Annotated in this window: 12 protein-coding genes; 9 read left to right on the top strand and 3 right to left on the bottom strand. The window is 61.0% G+C overall.

All coding sequences use genetic code 11. The features are described from left to right. Positions 1 to 21: 21 nt before the first annotated feature. Positions 22 to 1,560 (top strand): MDR family MFS transporter, encoded by a 1,539-nt coding sequence (locus tag IEX57_RS03760; RefSeq protein ID WP_188702463.1) that lies wholly within the window; start codon positions 22 to 24, stop codon positions 1,558 to 1,560. Between the two features lie 21 nt (positions 1,561 to 1,581). Here the strand turns inward: IEX57_RS03760 and ggt are convergent, their stop codons facing one another. After that, on the bottom strand, positions 1,582 to 3,309 hold the full coding sequence (gene ggt / locus IEX57_RS03755) for a gamma-glutamyltransferase (RefSeq protein WP_188702461.1): 1,728 nt from the start codon (positions 3,307 to 3,309) through the stop codon (positions 1,582 to 1,584). Positions 3,310 to 4,161: 852 nt separating this feature from the next. On the opposite strand from ggt, the gene IEX57_RS03750 reads away from it, so the two are divergent. Beyond that, positions 4,162 to 7,518 carry a response regulator gene (locus IEX57_RS03750; RefSeq protein WP_188702459.1) on the top strand — a complete coding sequence of 1,119 codons (3,357 nt, stop codon included), beginning with the start codon at positions 4,162 to 4,164 and terminating at the stop codon, positions 7,516 to 7,518. Here IEX57_RS03750 and IEX57_RS03745 read toward each other — a convergent pair. Beyond that, positions 7,511 to 10,117: a sensor domain-containing protein gene (locus IEX57_RS03745; protein ID WP_229708678.1), complete on the bottom strand. Its 2,607-nt coding sequence runs from the start codon at positions 10,115 to 10,117 to the stop codon at positions 7,511 to 7,513. The genes IEX57_RS03750 and IEX57_RS03745 overlap by 8 nt on opposite strands. Before the next feature lie 623 nt (positions 10,118 to 10,740). On the opposite strand from IEX57_RS03745, the gene IEX57_RS03740 reads away from it, so the two are divergent. The 7 genes from IEX57_RS03740 (at position 10,741) to IEX57_RS03710 (ending at position 19,834) form a co-directional block, all read left to right on the top strand. Next, complete coding sequence (locus IEX57_RS03740) at positions 10,741 to 11,844, top strand: calcium:cation antiporter (protein WP_229708677.1); 1,104 nt, start codon at positions 10,741 to 10,743, stop codon at positions 11,842 to 11,844. Between the two features lie 18 nt (positions 11,845 to 11,862). Then, positions 11,863 to 12,525: a DUF502 domain-containing protein gene (locus IEX57_RS03735; protein ID WP_188702457.1), complete on the top strand. Its 663-nt coding sequence runs from the start codon at positions 11,863 to 11,865 to the stop codon at positions 12,523 to 12,525. Positions 12,526 to 12,729: 204 nt separating this feature from the next. Continuing rightward, positions 12,730 to 13,965, top strand: a complete 1,236-nt coding sequence (locus tag IEX57_RS03730) for an ABC transporter substrate-binding protein (protein ID WP_188702455.1) — start codon at positions 12,730 to 12,732, stop codon at positions 13,963 to 13,965. Positions 13,966 to 14,055: 90 nt separating this feature from the next. Beyond that, complete coding sequence (locus IEX57_RS03725; RefSeq protein WP_188702453.1) at positions 14,056 to 17,109, top strand: beta-galactosidase; 3,054 nt, start codon at positions 14,056 to 14,058, stop codon at positions 17,107 to 17,109. 89 nt (positions 17,110 to 17,198) lie between these two features. Beyond that, a complete protein-coding gene (locus tag IEX57_RS03720) occupies positions 17,199 to 18,173 on the top strand; it encodes a LacI family DNA-binding transcriptional regulator (RefSeq protein ID WP_188702451.1) in 975 nt (324 codons plus the stop codon). A 325-nt stretch (positions 18,174 to 18,498) separates the two neighbouring features. Then, the gene (gene folE / locus IEX57_RS03715) at positions 18,499 to 19,206 is read left to right on the top strand and encodes a GTP cyclohydrolase I (protein ID WP_188702449.1); all 708 of its coding nucleotides are present in this window, start codon (positions 18,499 to 18,501) and stop codon (positions 19,204 to 19,206) included. 94 nt (positions 19,207 to 19,300) lie between these two features. Next, positions 19,301 to 19,834: a P-loop nucleotide/nucleoside kinase family protein gene (locus IEX57_RS03710; RefSeq protein WP_188702447.1), complete on the top strand. Its 534-nt coding sequence runs from the start codon at positions 19,301 to 19,303 to the stop codon at positions 19,832 to 19,834. Here IEX57_RS03710 and IEX57_RS03705 read toward each other — a convergent pair. Continuing rightward, positions 19,831 to 20,181 (bottom strand): hypothetical protein, encoded by a 351-nt coding sequence (locus tag IEX57_RS03705; protein ID WP_188702445.1) that lies wholly within the window; start codon positions 20,179 to 20,181, stop codon positions 19,831 to 19,833. The genes IEX57_RS03710 and IEX57_RS03705 overlap by 4 nt on opposite strands. Between the last annotated feature and the right edge of the window lie 48 nt (positions 20,182 to 20,229).

Here is a 20,229-nt window from a genome sequence, read left to right as displayed (position 1 = left end):
ATTAATTAAAAACCCGTCTCAATGAACACCTCGGTTACCGAAGCTCCCCTTGCCCTGGATCACCCCGCGCCGGCCGTCAAACGGCCGCCGCTGCATTTGTTGTTCGGCGCGCTGGTGCTGGTACTGCTGTTGTCGGCGCTGGACCAGACCATTGTCTCTACAGCCCTGCCCACCATCGTGCGCGATCTGGGCGGCGTATCGCAGTTATCCTGGGTGGTGACGGCCTACTTGCTCAGCTCCACCATCGCCATTCCGCTTTACGGCAAGTTTGGTGATCTGTTCGGGCGCAAAAAAGTGCTGCAGATCGCCATTGCGTTGTTTCTGGCGGGGTCCGTGCTGTGCGGCTTGTCGCAGAACATGACGCAACTCATCATCACCCGCGCCATTCAGGGTCTGGGCGGCGGCGGACTGATGGTGGTCACCATGGCCATTGTGGCGGACGTGCTTTCGCCCGCTGAGCGCGGCAAGTTCCAGGGTTTGTTTGGCGCCACCTATGCGCTGGCCACCGTCATTGGCCCGATGCTGGGCGGCTATATTGTCGAGCACACTTCCTGGCACTGGATTTTCTACATCAACCTGCCGGTGGGCCTGCTGGCGCTGGGCGTGATCAGCGCGGTGCTGCATGCGCATGAAGTCCACGTCAAACACGAGATCGACTACTGGGGCGCGGGTTTTCTGGCCGTCGGCCTGAGCTGTCTGGTGCTGTTCACCACCTCGGGCGGCACCACCCTGCCCTGGTCATCGGCCGAATTGTGGATTTACCTCTACATCAGCATCGTCAGCCTGGGTGGCTTTATCTATGAAGAGCAACGCGCAGCCGAGCCGATCATCCCGCTCACGCTGTTCCGCGAGCCGACGTTTGTGCTGTGCAGCCTGGTCAGCGTGCTGGTCGGGGCCGGCCTGTTTGGCGCGATCACCTATATGCCGCTGTATCTGCAAGTGGTCAAAGGCTCCACCCCGACCGGGGCCGGCGCGCAGTTGCTGCCCCTGATGGGCGGCGTGCTGTCCAGCTCGATCCTGAGCGGCATGATCATCAGCCGCACCGGCCGTTATCGCTTCTTCCCCATTGTCGGCACCTTGCTGGCCAGCGTCGCACTTGTTCTGATTGGCCGCTTGCATACCGACAGCCCGCTGCGCGACTTGTACATCTGTGCGGCCATGCTGGGGACAGGCCTGGGCATGGTGATGCAGGTGATGGTGCTGGTGGTGCAAAACACGGTCAATGCGCGGCAAATCGGGGTGGCGACCTCCAGCGTGACGCTGTTTCGCATGGTCGGCGGGTCGATTGGTGTATCGGTCTTTGGCGCGCTTTTCAATGCGCTGCTCAGCCACAAACTGGAAAACCTGCTGCCCGATAGCGGCATGACCGGTCGCCAGGCCATGCTGAACGCCAGCCAGATGCCGCCAGAACTGCACGCCCGCTACGTGGATGCGTTCAGTTCAGCCTTTCACGGCATCTGTTTTGTTGCGGCAGGCGTGCTGGCGGTGGCGTTTATCCTGGCGCTGGGGCTGCGTGAAATCCCGCTCCGCAAGAAAAGCGCGGCAGCCAGTCAGCACTGAGTGGCCCGCAACCAGCGCCCCTTAATAACCCAGCGCCAGCCCGCTATTGCGGCGTGGATCATTGGCCCCATAAAAGCGGTTGTTTCCCACCGGTTTGCCACCCAGCGTCGGCGCGCCAATAAGGATGGCCGCCACATGGTTGGCAGGCTGGGGGCCGGCAAATTTCTGCCCCCAGTCTTCCAGGATTTTCCGGGTATCTGCGCTCAGGGCAAAGCGCTCGATATTGGTGGTTTCCGGCAACCATTGCTGATGAAAACGCGGCGCATCGACAGCTTCCTGGATCGTCATGTCGTAGTCGATCACGTTGATCATGGTTTCCAGCGTGGCGGTAATGATCCGGCTGCCGCCCGGCGTCCCCACCACCATCACCGGTTTGCCGTCTTTGGTCACAATGGTCGGGCTCATGGACGACAGTGGGCGTTTGCCCGGAGCAATGGCATTGGCCTCGCCCTGCACCAGACCGTACATATTGGGCACGCCAGGCTTGGTGGTGAAGTCGTCCATCTCGTCATTGAGCAACACGCCCGTGCCATTGGCCATGACCCGCGCGCCAAACCAGTCATTCAGCGTCACGGTGGTAGAAACCGCATTCCCCCACTTGTCGACAATCGAAAAATGCGTGGTGTTGCTGCCCTCATGCGGCGCGACGCCGGGTTTGATCTCTGCCGATACCCCCGCCTTGTGCGGATCAATCACCGCCCGGATGGCCGCCGCGTAGTTTTTATCCAGCAAGTGATCAACCGGATTGGTCACAAAAGCCGGATCACCCAGATAGCTGTTGCGGTCCATATAGGCATGGCGCATGGCCTCAATCTGGTAGTGCACGGCCTGGGCCGAATGGAAACCCAGATCCTTTAACGGATAGCCTTCGACGATATTGAGAATTTCACAGATCGTGGTGCCGCCAGAGCTAGGCGGCGCGGCCGACACCACATGGTAGCCACGGTAATCGCACTCAACCGGCGGCATCTCACGCGGCTGGTACTGGTCCAGGTCTGTCTGGGAAATAATGCCGCCGCCACCCTGCACTGAACTGACGAGCGCCCTGGCGACCCAGCCCTTGTAAAAACCATCCGCACCCTTAGTCCTGATTTCGCGCAGCGTGCGGGCCAGGTCTTTTTGCACCAGCGTCTCGCCCACCCTGTAGGGCTGGCCGTGGTTCAAAAATATCGCCCCGGCATGCGCTGCGTCTTGCTGAAAATCTGCTGTGGCCTCATTGAGTACGGCCACATTGCCTTGCTCAAGCACATAGCCACGCTGGGCGTAATGAATGGCCGCAGCCATCACCACGCCGCGCCCCATGGTGCCGTACTTCTTGCGCGCGTATTCCATGCCGGCCACAGTGCCCGGCACACCCACAGCCAGATAGCCATGGGTACTGAGTCTGGGCACCACATTGCCTTTTTCATCCAGATACATATTGGCGCTCGCGGCCAGCGGCGCCTTTTCGCGAAAATCCAGAAACGTCTTGCGGCCGTCGGCAAACTGCACCGTCATGAAACCGCCCCCGCCCAGATTGCCGGCCTCTGGCATCACCACCGCCAGCGTCCATGCCACGGCCACCGCCGCATCAATCGCGTTACCGCCTTTTTTCAGGACATCCACCCCGGCCCGGGTGGCAAGCTGCTGCGCAGAGACCACCATGCCGTTCTGCGCCATGACCGGCGCCACCGACGCGGCGTGGCTGCAAACCGGGACAAACAGCAAGGCAACGAGCCCGACGGCTCTGGCACAAGACAGGATTTTCATAAGATGACCTTGAGGAAAACCGGGGACAAGGTGCGCAGGGTGCGCGATAGACATGGCGGTGTGTCGATGCTCCAGCATAGGCAATCTGCGCCGGAACATGGCGGGCAACAGATCGTTGCCCGGTTTTCAGGAAAAACAAAAGCCGCCAACCGGCGGCTTTTGTTTACTGCTACTGCACCAACAAACAATTCATTCATAGCCAATTCCCGAAACAATTTCAAGTTTGATGAAATAAACAAGAAAGTTTTCTTCTTACACACAAAACCCGCCACCAGCCCACGCGGCAAAGCCGCCCATGCACCCACGCGCACCCCGCCACGCCCGGCACCACCAGTCCTACGCCGGCATGGGCCAACCCTGGCTGATGTCCCGGACCCCGCAGCATCGTGCACTGCAAACCCCGCGCACCGGGCAAGCCGGCCGCAGCGCCGGTCAACGGCCCCGCCCGCCCATTTGTCACCAGACACACACGCCGTCAGATTTCTGTCTAAAGTAAGGATGAGTGCGTCCTCATGCTTACCAGATGTGGGAATGCGCCGACAACCAGGATCGCCGCACCAAAGTGGCGACAAATGCTCCAGTACATGCACATTGAGGGAAATGCCAGGGCGCGGCACCTTGTTCAGGCCACTGGTTCGATACACTGCATTGCTGACAATAAATGCCAGAAAACAAGCCGTCTTTGCACCAGACAGCGGGCCGGCGCATGGCATCAGTCAGGTTTATTGATACAGGGAGAGTTTTCATGAGCTTGTCAGCCACACTGACCTTTCTGGTCGCGGCCGTTACCACCGCCGCCTTGACGCGCACTACCCTGCGCCGGGCACGCACCGCACGCAAGCATCGCTAACCGTGTTTGAAACGCTGCACGTATCCGGCGACGCTGTGCCAGACACCGCGCCGGATTACTACCCTTTGCGGCAGATTCTGCCGGTTGCCGTGGCGGTGTACTTTGTACTGGCCATGAGCGCGCTTTTGCTGGCGCACCAGAACGGCAGCATGGCCAATTTGTGGTACGCCAACGCACTGGGGGTGATCACGCTGCAAACGCGCCCCGCGCGCGAATGGCCGCTGATTCTGCTGGCGCTGGTGATGACGGACGTGATCCTGCGCAGCCTGCTGGGTATTTCGCTGGCGCACACGCTGGTCTATCAGCCGGGCAATGTGTGTGAAATGCTGCTGGGCGGCTGGTTGCTGCGCAAGTACGGCCGGCCGGCGCAGATCATCAGTGAACCAGCGCAACTGATGTCCAAACTGGCGCTGATCATCCTGCCCGCGTGTTTTGCCGGCGCACTGATCAGCACCTCCCTGGCCGGTGCGTCCGGCCCTGGTACATGGCTGGATGCGTTGCTGACCTGGTTCCTGGGTAGTGTGGTGGGTACGGTATCGATGTTGCCGCTGGGCCTGACCATTCTGGCGCGCGGCTGGCGCCGGGTGCTGGCCGCCATGCGTGGCCGCAACGGGTTGTTGCTGTTGCTACTGGCTGTCGCCATGTCGCTCTATGCCCCGGCGCAACTGGCCTTTCCGTATGTCTATGTTTCGGTCTCGCTCACTTTCCTGGCCGCGCTGGCGCCGCTGGAGATCGTCGCCCCGGGCATGTTGTTGTGTTCATTTTGTATGGGCACGCTGGCAGCGCTGGGCATTTTCTTGCCGCCACCGGGGCTGAGGCTGCATGGCGATGTCTGGTTTTTCCTGCCATTCATTCTGACCTTGTTGCCGCCAATGGTGGTCGCGGCGGCGCTGGAACACGTCCGCCTTGCCAATCTGCGGCTGGCCGAGCGCGAAGCAAGCTACAAGAGCCTGAACGACTTGCTGGGCAATCTGCTGCAGGCCGCAACCGAGGTCTCCATTATTGCGGGCGATACCAACGGCATTGTGCGCATTTTCAACCGGGGCGCAGAGCGGCTGCTGGGTTACGACGCAGCCGAAGTCATCGGCAAGATTTCGCCACGGGCATTTCATGTTCCGGAAGAACTGGCCGCCTACAGCGCCGAACTGGAAAAAAGCCTGGGCGCCGCCCTGCCGCCCGGTCTGGTGCCAACCCTGGTGCGACCCACGCAGGGCGAGGCCGAAACGCGCGAGTGGACCCTGATCCGCAAGGACGGCAGCCGCTTTCGCGCGCTGTTGTCGGTGTCGGCCATGCGTGAGGACACCAAGCTGGTGGGTTATCTGGGCATCTTTACCGACGTTACCGAACAGCACCAGTACAAGCGCGCCCTGCTCGCCGCCCGCGACCAGCTGCTGATGGCGGCCGAGGTTGCAGAACTGGGCATCTGGTCCTGGACGCTGGCGGACAACAGCCTGCAATGGAACCCGCGCATGTTCCAGTTCTACGAACAACCCTTGTCATTGCGCGATGGCAGTCTCAATTTTGAGCATTGGCGTTCCCGCGTGCATCCGGATGACCTGCCCGGCGCGCTGGACAATCTGGATGACGCCATCGCCGGCCTTGGCACGTTTTCGACGATTTTCCGCATTGTGCTGCCGGGCGAGCGCATCCGTTACATCCAGGCCTCCGCCCAGGTAGAGCGCGATGCGCAAGGCGTGGCCATCCGCCTGACCGGCATCAACCGCGATGTCACGGTGCAGCAGCAACTGGAAGCCAGCATGCGGCACGCCAAGGAGCAAGCTGTGGCCGCCAGCGAGGCCAAGTCTTCGTTCCTGGCCAATATGAGTCACGAAATCCGCACGCCGATGAACGCCGTACTGGGCTTGCTGCAGTTATTGCAATGGACCGATCTGGACACCCGCCAGCAAGACTACGTCGACAAAACCCAGAACGCCGCGCAGGCGCTGCTGGGCTTGCTCAACGACGTGCTGGATTTTTCCAAGATCGATGCCGGCAAGCTGCAACTGGACCCGCACCCGTTTGAGGTGGAATCGCTGCTGCGTGATCTGGCGACCGTCCTGTCGGGCAATATCGGCGCCAAGAATGTCGAACTCTTGTACGAAGTCGACGCCCGCCTGCCGCGCGTGCTGGTCGGTGACCGGCTGCGGCTGCAGCAGATCCTGATCAACCTGGCCGGCAACGCGCTGAAATTCACCCAGCATGGCGAGGTGGTGGTGTCGCTGCGCTACTGCGGCTGGGAGGGCGATCACGTCAAACTGGAAATCGCCGTTCGCGATACCGGCATCGGCATCGCACCAGAACAGATCGGCCATATTTTTGAAGGTTTCCAGCAAGCCGAAGCCTCCACCACCCGCCGCTTTGGCGGCACCGGGCTGGGGCTGGCGATTTCCCGCCAGCTGGTGCGCCTGATGGGGGGCGATCTGCAAGTGGAAAGCGCCCAGGGCGAAGGCAGCCGCTTCTGGTTCTGCATCAACCTGGCGGCACAGGAAGAAACGATCACGCCATCCAAACGCCATATCCGCGTACTGGTGGTCGACGACAACCAGGTGGCCTTGCGCATCATGATCACCATGTTGCGCAGCCTGGGATGGGATGCGCGCCCGGCCTCCAACGGCGCCACGGCGTGTGCGGCGGTACAAAAATCGCTGGATGACGACACGCCGTTTCATATCGTGCTGATGGATTGGGACATGCCGGAAATGGATGGCATTGTCACCGCCGGCCGCATCCGGCAGATGCCAGGCGCAGAAGCCGCAACCGCCGTCATTTTGTTAACGCGCCCGGGCGATGACGCCTTGCTGCGTTCGATCACCGTGGCCAGCCCGGTGTTTGCCGACACCCTCGCCAAACCGTTCACCCCAGGGCAATTGGTTGATGCGGTCCACCACGTACTGGACGGCACCAGTGCCGCGCCAGGCAAACCTGTGCGCAACCGGCCACAGGGCCGGCTGGGCGGCATGCGCATTCTGGTGGTGGAAGACAACGCACTGAACCGGCACGTTGCCTCTGAGTTGTTATCGGGTGAAGGCGCGCTGGTGACACTGGCCGAAGGCGGCCTTGAGGGCGTGACCGCGGTAATCGGCGGCGATCAGACGTTCGATGCGGTCATCATGGACGTACAAATGCCCGATATCGACGGACTGGAAGCCACCCGCCGTATCCGCGCGGACAGCCGCTTTGCCGCTTTGCCCATCCTGGCCATGACGGCCAATACCTCAGCGACTGACCGGGAAGAATGCCTACTCGCCGGCATGAATGATCACGTGGGCAAGCCGATTGATCTGGAAGCCGTCATCCCGCCGCTGCTCAGCCTGACCGGGCGTAGCGGCAACGACAACGACACCCGCGCGCTCAAGTAGCCGGCTCGCGCCGCTGCAGCCAGGCTTCCAGCATCGGCGCCGGCAATGGCCGGGACAGATAAAACCCCTGAATGACGTGAAAACCCTGCTGGCGCAGCAGGTTAAGCTGGATTTCGTTTTCCACACCTTCCGCCACAACCACCAGATCCAGACTCTCGCCAATGCGGATCACGGCTTCAGACAGCGTCTGGGCGGTTTGATCGTTATGCAAGTCGTGCACAAAGCTTTTATCCAGCTTCAGTTCGCTCACCGGCAGACGGCGCAGATAACTCAAGCTGGAATAACCCGTCCCGAAGTCATCCATCGACAACTTGACGCCCAGCGCATGCACTTCGTGAATGATGTTCAGCGTGCTGGCGTTGCCATCAAGCAAGACGTTCTCGGTGATTTCCAGCACCAGCCGCGCCGGCGCCAGGCTGTAGCGCGTCAGCAAGGCACTGATGAACTGGGGCAGTTCAACATTATGAAAATTGGTCGGGGACAAATTGACCGCCACGCACGGCACGTCAATCCCGCGCGCCTGCCAGTCGGCCAGCTGGCGGCAGGCTTCCTCCAGCACCCACAACCCCAGCCCGCCGATCAGGCCGGATTCTTCTGCCAGCGGAATAAACCGCGCCGGCGACACCTCGCCCAGCGTTGGATGATGCCAGCGCGTCAGTGCCTCCACGCCATGCAAGCGGCCATCTGCAAGCATGACCTGCGGCTGGTAATGCAGCCGCAATTGGCGGGTATCAATGGCTTCGCGCAGCGCGTTTTCCAGCGCCAGCCGCTCTTGCGCCCGCAGGTTCATCTCGTTACTGAAAAAGCTGTAACTGCCGCGATAGCTGGCCTTGGCCTCGTACATGGCAATGTCGGCGCGGCGCAGCAGGGTTTCGATATCGGTGCCATTGGCCGGAAACAGACTGATGCCGATGCTGGCCGAAATCACATGCGTCGCGTCGGCCATGCGGTGCGGGCGCGCCAGATTGGCCAGCAGTTGATCGGCCAGATCAGCCACCCGCCGCGCATCACACTGCGGCAGCACCAGCACAAATTCATCCCCGGCCAGCCGCCCGACAATATCGGACGCCCGCCGTCCTTCATTCAGGCGCTGCGCTGCAAGGCGCAACACTTCATCCCCGACGGTGTGACCCAGGCTGTCGTTGATCTGCTTGAAGCGATCCAGATCAACAAACAACACCGCCAGTTGCGTGTGATCCCGCGTTGCGCCGGCAATGGCTTGTTCGGCCTTGGCCAGCAACAGGCTGCGATTGGGCAAGCCGGTCAGGCCATCGTAAAACGCCAGTTTCTGGATTTCTGCCCGCGCGGCTTCACGTTCCAGCGCCAGTGCGCACAAGTTGACGCACACGCTGACCAGGCGCCGGTGAAACTCGTCCGGGCCGCGTTTTTCGCGGTAGTAAAACGCAAAGGTGCCCACCACCAGCCCCTTGCTGGACACAATCGGGGTTGACCAGCAGGCCTTCAAACCAAAAGAAGCCGCCAGCGGGGCATACTTCTGCCACAGCGGATCGGCCTCGATGTCTGTCACCACCACTTCTTCGCGCCGGAACGCCGCAGTGCCGCAAGAGCCCTCTTGCGCGCCGACCGGCATGCCATCCAGCGCAATGGAAAACCGTTCCGGCAGGCTGGGGCTGGCCAGCGGGTGCATGGTGCTGTGTTCATCCACCGACAGGATCGAGGCCACCACCTCGGGCGAGATCCGCTCGACTTCCTGGCAGATCATCGTCATCAGGTCCACCACTGGCGTCTCGCGCGCCATGGCGTCCAGACCCTTGTGATGGATGATCTCGTGCATTTTGGCGTCGGTGATATCGGTCACCACGCTCACGGTGTTGACCAGCGTGCCCTGGGCATCGCGCACCGGGTTGATGATCAGCTTGTTCCAGAAGCGCTGGCCATCTTTGGCATAGGTCAGTTCTTCCAGCCGGAATGGCTGGCCGGCATTGGCGCAGTTAAGCGCTTCTTCAATCACCGCAGGCTTCACGTGCGGCACCAGCAAGGCAATCGGCCGGCGGCCGTGAATTTCTTCAAGCTGATAACCAAACATCCGGGTAAAGCCGGCATTCACATACACAATGCGCCAGGCGCCATCGGTCACAATGACCGCGCTGTCGGTCTCGTCGACCACCAGCGATTGCCACAGACGTTTGGATTGCACGCGTTCATGCTCAACGCGCAAAGAGACATCGGCCGACACTGCCAGCACGGATTGCAGATGGCCGTGTTCATCCATGCGCGGCGCATAGGTGGCCTCCAGCCACACGCTGCGGCCATCACGCGCCACGCGTTCGACCAGGCCAGCCCAGGGCTTGCCGGCGCGTAGTGATCGCCATAATTCTTTGTGTTGCTGGTGCGCTTCTGGCCGGTTGGGCGGGCAGACCAGTTCATGCGGCGCGCCGACGATCTCGGCCAGGTCGTAACCAAAGCGATCCAGAAACAGCCGGTTGGCCCCCAGGATGCGCCCGTCAGCCGAAAAACGCGCCACCAGCATGGCACGGTCGATGGCCTCAACATGATGCTGGATTTCAGACGAAGACGGCGTCGCGCCGACCAGATGCCCGGCAGCCACCGAAAGATCGCGCATCAGTGACTCACTCACGGCAACACCAGCCCCGTGACTGCAAGTGCAGCACCGCCAGACCTGTCAGCACCCCAAGCCCATGCAAGCCCGCCTGCACAGTGCAGGACGGCGCAGCGGCCGCATCAAGCCCAAGGCAATCAGGCGGGGCAAACTGTAAGTTTAGCAAGAGCACACTCCAAACAAAGGAAGTCAGAAAGTCGGCTGTCTTGCATGGTAGTGCATTAGAAATTACTAATGCAACCAAAAGAGAAACCAATCTGAATGCGACTTCATGCGTTTGTCATTGAAGATGGAACGCGTGATGTACTTGACCTTTATGGTAAGAAATACGCATCAATGCAAATGTTCATTTACAAGAACATGCGCCGTAGCGACATCCAGCCATCTTCAATGCGCACCACCTTACGCCGTTTGCCATGCCAAACCAAACACGCCCGACAATGGGGCATTGGCCGCCAGGGCTTGTCATCTTTGGCTTGTACACTGCATTGACATTGAACCGGCGCATCAGCACCCGGTCTACCAGGGACTTCGCCGCTGACAGGGCGATGTCATCACGCTGGTTTGCCAAGCCTTGGCGACTCATATAAAACAGTGTCATTTGCCGCATTCGACGGCCGTACACACAACAAGGAGACGATGTGTCCGCGCACCACACCTCAACCCCTCACTGGACCTGGGTTCTGCCCGTTCTGGCCATGATCACCCTGGGCATTGCGCTGGGCGTGGGCAGCAGTGGCTGGCTGATTGCATTTGCCACGATATGTCTGGCGGGGACGGTGTTTGCTGCGGTTCATCATGCAGAAGTGATCGCCCACAAGGTGGGCGAGCCCTTCGGCACGCTGGTACTGGCGGTTGCGGTGACGGTGATCGAGGTCGCGCTGATTGTGTCGGTGATGCTGACCGGGGGCGATGCCAAGGCAGGCCTGGCGCGGGATACCGTGTTTGCGGCAGTCATGATTGTGTGCAACGGCATTGTCGGTCTGTGCCTGGTGCTGGGCGCCCTGCGCCATCGGGAACAGGTTTTCCAGCGCCAGGGCGCCAGTGCCGCACTGGCTGTACTGACCGCGCTGGCCGTGCTGGCGCTGGTATTGCCCAATTACGCCACCACCGTGCCAGGCCCGACCTGGTCGCAATCGCAACTGGCGTTTTCCGGTGTCTCTTCGCTGGTGCTTTATGGCACGTTTGTGTTTGTGCAGACGGTGCGCCACCGCAATTACTTTCTGGCTGAACCAGAGCCCGGCCAGACGACCGAAAACATTCAGGATATCCAGTTGCCGCCCCCTTCTGCGCGCATGACCCTGACCAGTTGCGTGCTGTTGCTGGTCAGCCTCGTGGGCGTGGTCGGCCTGGCCAAGATCCTGTCGCCCACCGTCGAAACCTTTGTGGTGTCGCTGGGCGCGCCGGCCATGGTGGTTGGCGTCATCATTGCCGGCCTTGTGCTGCTGCCAGAGGGCATTGCCGCGGCCAAAGCCGCCCGGGCCAACCAGTTGCAACAAAGCCTGAACCTGGCGCTGGGCTCGGCGCTGGCCAGTATCGGCCTGACCATCCCCACGGTGGCCGTGCTGTTCATTGCGCTGGATCGCCCGCTGATTCTGGGGCTGGACGCCAAAGAAAGCGTCATGCTGGCGCTCACGCTGTTGCTGAGCGCCGTCACGCTGGGCACTGGCAGAACCAACATCCTGCAAGGCGTGGTGCATCTGGTGGTGTTTGCGGCCTTTGTCTTTCTTAATATCGTGCCGTAAGCCGGAGCCGCCGCAATCATGATCAAACCCGGCCTGAAAACCCTTGCCACCACCTGGCTTGCCGGCCTGCTGGCGCTGTTGCCCCTGGCGCTGACCCTGTTCCTGATCGGCTGGCTGGTGGGCACGCTCAACCGTTTTGTCGGCCCCGGCAGCCTGATCGGCCGCGTCTTTGCCGCGCTGGGCGCGCCATTTGCCGCCGGCCCGGCGCTATCGTGGCTGGCAGGTACGCTCACCATCATCATCGGCATTTTCTTTCTGGGCGTGGCGGTACGCTCGGGCCTGAAAAAACCCATGGCGCGGCTTGTGGACCTGACCTTGCGCCGCATTCCGCTGTTCAACAGCCTGTACAACCTGGCCGACCGCTTTGTGGCCCTGCTGGATAAAAGCCAGGCCAAAGAAGCCGATATCGGCGCCATGAGCCCGGTGTGGTGTTTCTTTGGCGGAGATGGCGTGGCCGTGCTGGGTTTGCTGCCCAACCCGCAACCGGTTGATCTGGATGGCCGCGATTATCTGGCCGTCCTCGTCCCCACTGCCCCCATCCCCATTGGCGGCGGCTTGCTGTATGTGCCCTCGGCCTGGGTGAAACCGGCGCAAATTGGCGTGGACCGGCTGACCAGCATTTATGTCTCCATGGGCATTACTCCGCCACCCCCATTGCGCAGCAATGCGCCTGCCGCCTGACCCCCATCCAACAACCGGCCTAGTGCCGGTTTTTTCTTGCCCGGTTTTGACCTGGATTGCCCTGGCACGCCCCGCACCGGTCTGACGTCTTGTTCTGGTCTGGGGATGAGTACAGAATGGCCCGTGTTGTTTAGTTGTTTATTCAAATTTAAGTAAACAATCATTACGCGACAATTCAGCGTAGTGCCAACAAGGGGTCGAACCATGAAAAACAAGATACTCGCCGTGACGCTGGGCACACTCTGGCTGGCCGCTCAGGCCAGCGCCGTCACCGAAGTGGAGTTCTGGTCCAACAGCCTGTCCCCCAAGTTTGACGGGGTCATGCGACAACTCACCGCCGACTTCAACGCCAGCCATAAAGACATTCAGGCCAAATGGGTCGATGTCACCTGGGATAGCTACCAGACCCGCCTGATTGCCGCCGTCGCCGCCGGCCGCGCGCCTGGTCTGGTCAACATCACCGTGCCGTGGATGACCCAACTGGCGCAGAAGAAGATTATCCAGCCCGTGGACATCAGCCCGTTTGCAGCAAGCTATACCGACGGCGCACTCAAGGACGTGAGCTGGAACGGCAAGACCTGGGGCATGCCCTGGTACAACCAGGTGCCGATCCTGATCTACAACAAGGCACTGCTTGAAAAAGCCGGCATTACCACGCTCCCCCGCAATACCGACGAGATGCTGGCCGCAGCGCGCCAGATCAAGCAAAAAACCGGCGTGGCCGGCTATGTACCCAAGATGAATGAGGAAGGACTGTTTGGCACTTTCCTGCTGGAGGGCCTGCCCATCGTGCAAAACGGCAAGGCGGTCTTCAACAGCCCGCAACACGTGGCACTGCTGGAGAAATACGCCGCCGCAGTCAAAAACGGCAGCGTGCCGCCCGATCTGTTCAAAGATACCTTCGAGGGCGAAATTGCCGGTTTTGGCAGCGGCCGCTACGCCATGATCCTGACCGCCCCCTCCGCGCTGATCCGCATCAAGAATGATGCCCCCAACGTTTTTGCCAACACCGGCGTCGCGCCGTATCCCGGCAAGATTTTGCCGGGCAACCTCTTTATGTGGTCGGTGCCGCAGGGTTACGCCCACAAAGAGGCTGCGATCGAACTGGGCAAGTTCCTGACCAGCGACAAGGCGCAACTGGCGTTCTCCAAAGCGACCGAAACCACGCTCCCGTCCACCAAAGTAGCGCTGACTGACGGCTATTTCATGAGCGGCCAGAACAGCAAGGATGCGGCAAGCGCCGGCCGGGCCGTGGCCGCCAGCTCGGGTGGCGCAGCCAGAACGCTTTCAGTCTCTGACCTGCCCGATGAGGCTGGCATGACCAAAGCGCTGGCTACCGCCATGGAAAACGCGGTCAGCGGCCGCCAGTCGGCCAAGGCCGCGCTGGATGACGCCGTCAAATACTGGAACGCGCAGTTCGCCGCCGCCGGCAAGAAATAAGAAACACGCTGCCGGCCACACCTGGCATGCCGGACTGCATCCGGCATGCCAGGATCAATATGCCACTTGAACACTGGAACGAAGCCCGCCATGACCACCCTCGTCTTTCTTGATGCCCACTTTGCCCACACCGGCACCCTGCCCGGACTGCACGCCACCCTGGAGGCCCTGCCGGATGCCGTACACCACCCGGATGCCGCCAGCCTGACCAAAGCATTGCACAAGGCCGGCACGGGCGACGTACTGGTGCATCTGCATGGCGCGTTCGTTCCGCGCGCGGCATGGGCGGCGATCAGCACTTTTGTGCAGCGTGGCGGCAGTCTCGTCAGTGTCGGGCGCAATGCGTTTTCGCAACCGGTAGATGTCGATGGACAGACCACATCCCAGGCCGCCTTGTTCAGGGATCTGGATATCCACGAAATCATGGCGGTGGATACAAGCAGCGCAGTGACGCACAGCGCAGGCGCAAGCCACGGCTGGCTGGCGCAATACACCCATCTGTTCGGGCCAACCGGTGACACCGATGGCTTTGTGCTCATGCCCACAAAGCACAAAGATCAACCCGCCGATTCCGGTTCTGCCGGCCCTATGGATGCGCGGATTTACCCGCTGGTGCAGGCGCATGATGCTGCGGGCCACGCCATCGCCAGCCCGGTGGTGCTGATTGAACGCTTGCGCGGGGCCAGCGCGGGCGCCAGGCAGATTTTCGTCAACATCACCCCGGACACCGCTTTCTGGCGTGATGGCGGGCTTGAACTAGTGGCTTTGCTGGCAAAACACGCCAGCGCGGGCGTGACTGAGTGGTGGCTCAAACCCGACTTTTCTTGCTACGAACCCGGCGAAACCGCCACGCTGACCCTGCAGGGCGAAGCATTGGGCGTGCAGCGGCAACAGCCATGGCAAGCACAGATCAGCATCACGCACGGCACCGTCCCCGTGTGGGACCACGTCGTGAGCCTCACGCCGGTAGATGGCGTCATGCAGGCGCGCATCACCCTGCCGTTTGCGGTGCAAGCCGGTCAGTACCGGATTGAGGCCCAACTGCGCACGCATGGTGAAACCATTACGCTGCAACAAGGCTTCTGGGGCCGCGATGAGGCCTTGCTGCGTGCGGGCGCGCCGCTCAAGGCCGGGCGGGATTACTTTGAACGTGATGGCACAGCCATGCCCATTGTCGGCATGACTTACATGGCCAGCGACGTGCATCGCAAGTTCCTGCAATTGCCCAACGTGGCCACCTGGGACGCCGACATGGCCACGCTGGCCGGCATGGGCGTCAATTACCTGCGCACCGGCATCTGGAGCGCCTGGCGCCACGTCATGTTTGTCGATGGCCACGCCAGTGAAGCCGTCTTGCGCGCCATTGATGCATTCATCCTGACCGCCGCCAGCCACGGCCTGGAAACCTGCTTCACCTTTTTTGCTTTTACCCCGGAAGCCTGGGAAGGCGGCAACCCGTGGCTGGACCCGCGTTCACGCGCCGCGCAAAAGCGCTTTTTGCGGGCCGTGGCCAGCCGGCACACCCACACCACCCATGTACATTGGGATTTGATCAACGAACCCTCGCTGTTTGATCCGGCCCGTATTTTTGTCGGCCCGCGCACCCTGCGCGACCCGCACGAGATCAGCGCATTCCGTCACTGGTTGCAGCAACGCGACCCGGACATCACTACCTGGCAGGCGCGCTGGGACGTCAGCCCGGCCCAGTTGCCGGACTGGCAGGCCGTACTACCACCGCAGCCGGAAGAAGTCGGCTTCAACAACACGGAAATCCTGCCCAAACAACACGGCATCTGGCTGGATTACAGCCTGTTCACGCAAGCCATGCATGCGCAATGGGCCAGTGATCTGGCCGGAGCTTTGCGCGCACTCACCCCGCACCTTATGGTCTGCGTGGGTCAGGATGAAGCACTAGGACAACAACGGCCGCAGCCGTTCTTCTACGCCGACGCGGTGGATTACACCACCGTGCACAGCTGGTGGCTCAATGACGCCCTGGCGTGGGACAGCCTGTTCAGCAAAACGCCGGGCAAGCCGAACCTGATCCAGGAAACCGGCATCATGCATGTCGAACGCCCGGACGGCCGCTCGCGTCGCAACGAAGCCGAACTGCAGGCGCTGCTGGAACGCAAATATGCCTACGCCTATGCCTGCGGCAATGCCGGCGCTGTCCAGTGGATCTGGAACATCAACTACCACATGGACAACATCAACGAGTCGCACATCGGCGCATGCCGGGCAGATGGCTCGCTGAAACCCGAGGCCATGGTCACGCCGCAATTCGGCCGCTTTTTTGCCGACTTGCCCCTGGCTTTTGCAGAGCGACCCTTGCCGCAAACCGCCGTCATCTACCCGTTCAGCAACGACTACAGCAACCGCCGCTCCGCACTGGACGCCACCCAGCAACTGGCCCGCAGCTGTTTCTTTGAACTGGGCCTGCCGTTGCGCGCGGTGAGCGATCTGGACCTGGACAGCCTGTTTGCTGACGTCCCCAGACTTATCCTGCTGCCCTGCCCGAACAATCTGCATACCCGCACCTGGCAAGCGCTGGAGCAACTACTGGCCGGGCATGACGTCACAATCTTGCTGACTGGCCCCGCCACGCTGGATGAATACTGGCGGCCCACATCCCGCATTGGTTTTGCCGACGCCAGCGTGCGCAACCTGAGCCGGGAAGAAACCCTGATACTGGGCCAGCAGACGCTGCGCGCCAGCTTTGGCGGCGAGGCCATTGGCCGGCTCAGCAGCGGCGCACAAGCAGGCGAAGTGGCGCAGGTTGTGCAGACCCCGCACGGCAAAGGCCGTATTTTGTGGTGCCCGTTGCCGCTGGAACTGAACCAGCGCACCGACACCCTGGAAGCCGTCTACCGCGAGGCACTGCAAGTCAGTGGCGTCAGTCTGCCCTGGCAATGGCGCGACACAGCGCCGGCCGGTGTGTTCCTGCAAAAACAGGTATTTGGCAACGGCGCGCTGTGGATTGCGGTGAGCGAAACCAGCCAGGATATGCCGCTAGCCTGGCTTGATGTTGCCTGCGGACGCACATACCGCACCAGGCTGGCCGCAGGCCGGGCACTATTGATTGCCACGGATGCCTCTGGAGAAGTGCTGCGCACACTGGCCGGCCACCCTGTCAGTTGTGACTGAAAAGCGACCAGGCCCACGCGCGTGCACCACAATGGGCGAAGTCGCGGTATTGTGCGCGCTGGCCCTGATCCGCACTGAGAGGAAGACGCTTGTCGGTCAATATTCGTGATCTCGCCCGCGCTGCGGGCGTTTCAGTTGGCACCGTATCCCGCGCGCTGAAACAACAGCCCGGGCTCTCGGCCGACACGCGTGCGCGCATTGTGCAGCTGGCGCAGGAAATGGGTTACGACCAGGGCCGTTTGCGCCGCGATCCGATCCGCAAAGTCTTGTGCCTGCTGCACCCCGCGCATGGCGATCCGCTGGCCAACCCGTTTTACTCAGAGGTCATTGCCGGCGCACAACACTTCTGCCGTGAACACCAGCTGACCTGTACGGTGCAATCTCTCGCGCCGGGCAAGCCAGTCAAGCGCCAGGTCATGCAATACGAGCCAGACGCCCTGCTGTGCCTGGGTTTTTTTGAGCCGGAAACCCTGGCCGTACTGCAAAGCCTGGGCAAGCCCCATGTGCTGTCTGACATGAACGCGCCAGGCTGGCCGGCCGTGAATACCGACAACCAGCAAGGCGCCTGGCTGGCAACGCGCCATTTGATCGACAGCGGCCGCAAGCGCATCGCATTTTTGTCGGGTTCGCTGGCGCATTACTCCATCCGCCTGCGGGAACGCGGCTATCGCCAGGCTTTGTTTGATGCCGGTGTACTGGCCGACCCCGCGCTGGAAGCCTTGATCCCGCCCGGCATGGATATTGCCGACGGCGCGCCCCTGGCCATGCGTGAATTGCTGGCGCTCCCCAATCCGCCCGACGCCGTGTTTGCCTACAACGACGCCACCGCCATCGCCGCCATGCGGGTTTGCAGGGAAGCCGGGCTGCGCATTCCGCAAGACATTGCGTTTGTGGGCTTTGATGATCTGGGCGCCGCAGCCCACGTCACGCCACCCCTGACCACGCTGGCGGTCGACAAGGCCAGCCTGGGCTACGAGGCCATGAGTTTGCTGCTGGATCAAGAGACCCAGGCGCAACGCCTGTTGCCGGTCAAACTGATCGTGCGTGAAAGCAGCGCGACGTAAACGGCGGGCATAAAAAACCCCGCGCAAGGCGGGGCAGGAGAATATTCCTGTACAAATGTCTAAGCGTGCTAACAATTAGACCAGTCGATTATGCACAAAAAATAGACAAATTGCGATACCTTCCCCTTGTAAATACGTCGCAAGCCCCTGATTTCATTGAAACCATTTATCGGAATCCATCCGCGCCACGCTACGTTTGCCGCAACCTGACATTAAGCAAACGTCATGTTTTCATGAAGGTATTTCACTGCCCCGGTTTTTACCTGACAGATGAAAACAGTTAAACTTCACACCAGATCTGCTCTGAAAAACAAAGGTTAGTGTCATGCCCAAAAAAGGATCGGAATACGCTGCAGCCAGGCCAGACGCGGTTTCGCAACGCATCCGTGCCCGCATCACCAAGGCCAAAGCCCGCTTCCACGCCAACGACAACATCGCCGCCTTCATCAAGGAAGGTGAACTGGACGAACTGCAGGCAGAAGTGCAGGAAAAACTGCGCGGCGTACTGGAAAGCCTGGTGATCGATACCGACAGCGATCACAACACGCAAGACACCGCCCGGCGCGTGGCCAAGATGTTCATCAAGGAAGTCTTCCACGGCCGCTATCAGCCCATGCCGGCGGTGACCGAGTTCCCCAATATTGAACGCCTGAACGAATTGATGATCGTCGGCCCGATCACCGTACGCAGCGCGTGCTCGCACCACCTGTGCCCGATCATTGGCAAGGTCTGGGTCGGCATCATGCCCAATGAACACTCCAATCTGATTGGCCTGTCCAAATACGTCCGCCTGATTGAATGGGTGATGAGCCGCCCGCAAATCCAGGAAGAAGCCGTGACCCAGGTGGCTGACTTGCTGCAAGAACGGCTGCAGCCCGATGGCCTTGCCATCGTGATGGAAGCCGATCACTTTTGCATGCACTGGCGTGGCGTGAAGGATGTCGACGCCAAGATGACCAACAGCGTGATGCGCGGCGCCTTCCTGAAAGACGCCACCCTGCGCCGCGAGTTTCTGGCGCTGATGCACCGCTAAGCGCCAGTTCAAGCTGCTAACAAAGCCCGGCATCTGCCGGGCTTTTTGCTGGTGCCGTCTACAATGAAGCGCAATAGTGCTTTGAGGAGCTTTCATGCTGATTGTATTTGGCGGCCTGCCCGGCACCGGCAAAACCACCCTCGCCCGACTGCTGGCCCGTGAAATCCAGGCAGTTTATGTGCGGGTCGATACCCTGGAACAGGCACTAGTCCGGGCGTTCCCGGCGGGCACAGAGATTGGCGCGGCGGGCTACACCGTGGCGCATGCCGTGACCGCAGAGAATCTCTCGACCGGCATGACGGTCGTGGTTGATGCAGTCAATGCGCTGGCGTTTATCCGGCAAATCTGGCGCGATCTGGCCGCTGAAGCGAACAGCGCACTGTTTGAAGTGGAATGCATCTGTTCAGATGCCACCATCCACCAGAAACGTGTTGAAGAGCGCGCGGCGAATATTCCGGGACACGCGCAGCCCACCTGGCAAGAAGTTCAAGTGCGCGAATACGAGCCATGGCAGGCGCCACATCAACAAATCGACATGGCGTTCAACAGCCCGCAAGCGGCGCTGGCCTTGCTGCTGGCGCAACTGAAAGCCACACACGCGCCATCAGAGCCCATCTGGCAGGATTAAGCGCCAATGCGCTGCCAGACTTCGTACTCTACCCGCTCACCGTTTTCAAAACGCGCGTTGTGCCACAGATCGCCTTCCAGCCGCGCGGTAAAGACATAATCGCGCATGCCTTCAGGCGCAAAAGTGCCCATATCCGGTGACTCGGTATACACACCCTCTTCGTGGCGCACCCGGCCGCTGCCGGCAGACCAGAACGCGCCATTCTTGTGGGTCACAAAGGTGAAATAGCCGCCCGCAATCACCTTGCGTGAGGCAATGCCGTCAATGTCGTAACGGATCCACTGGCCTTGATCCAGACACTCGCCGGACACCAGTTGCCAGGCACCATCAAACGGGGTTGTGCTCATCAGTCTCGCCTTGCGCAAAAAGAGGTGACTGATTATGCAAATGGCGTG

Source organism: Silvimonas iriomotensis (genome assembly GCF_014645535.1).
Classification (GTDB): domain Bacteria; phylum Pseudomonadota; class Gammaproteobacteria; order Burkholderiales; family Chitinibacteraceae; genus Silvimonas; species Silvimonas iriomotensis.
Note: the sequence above shows the minus strand (reverse complement) of the source record. Positions and strands in the feature narration are given on the sequence as shown.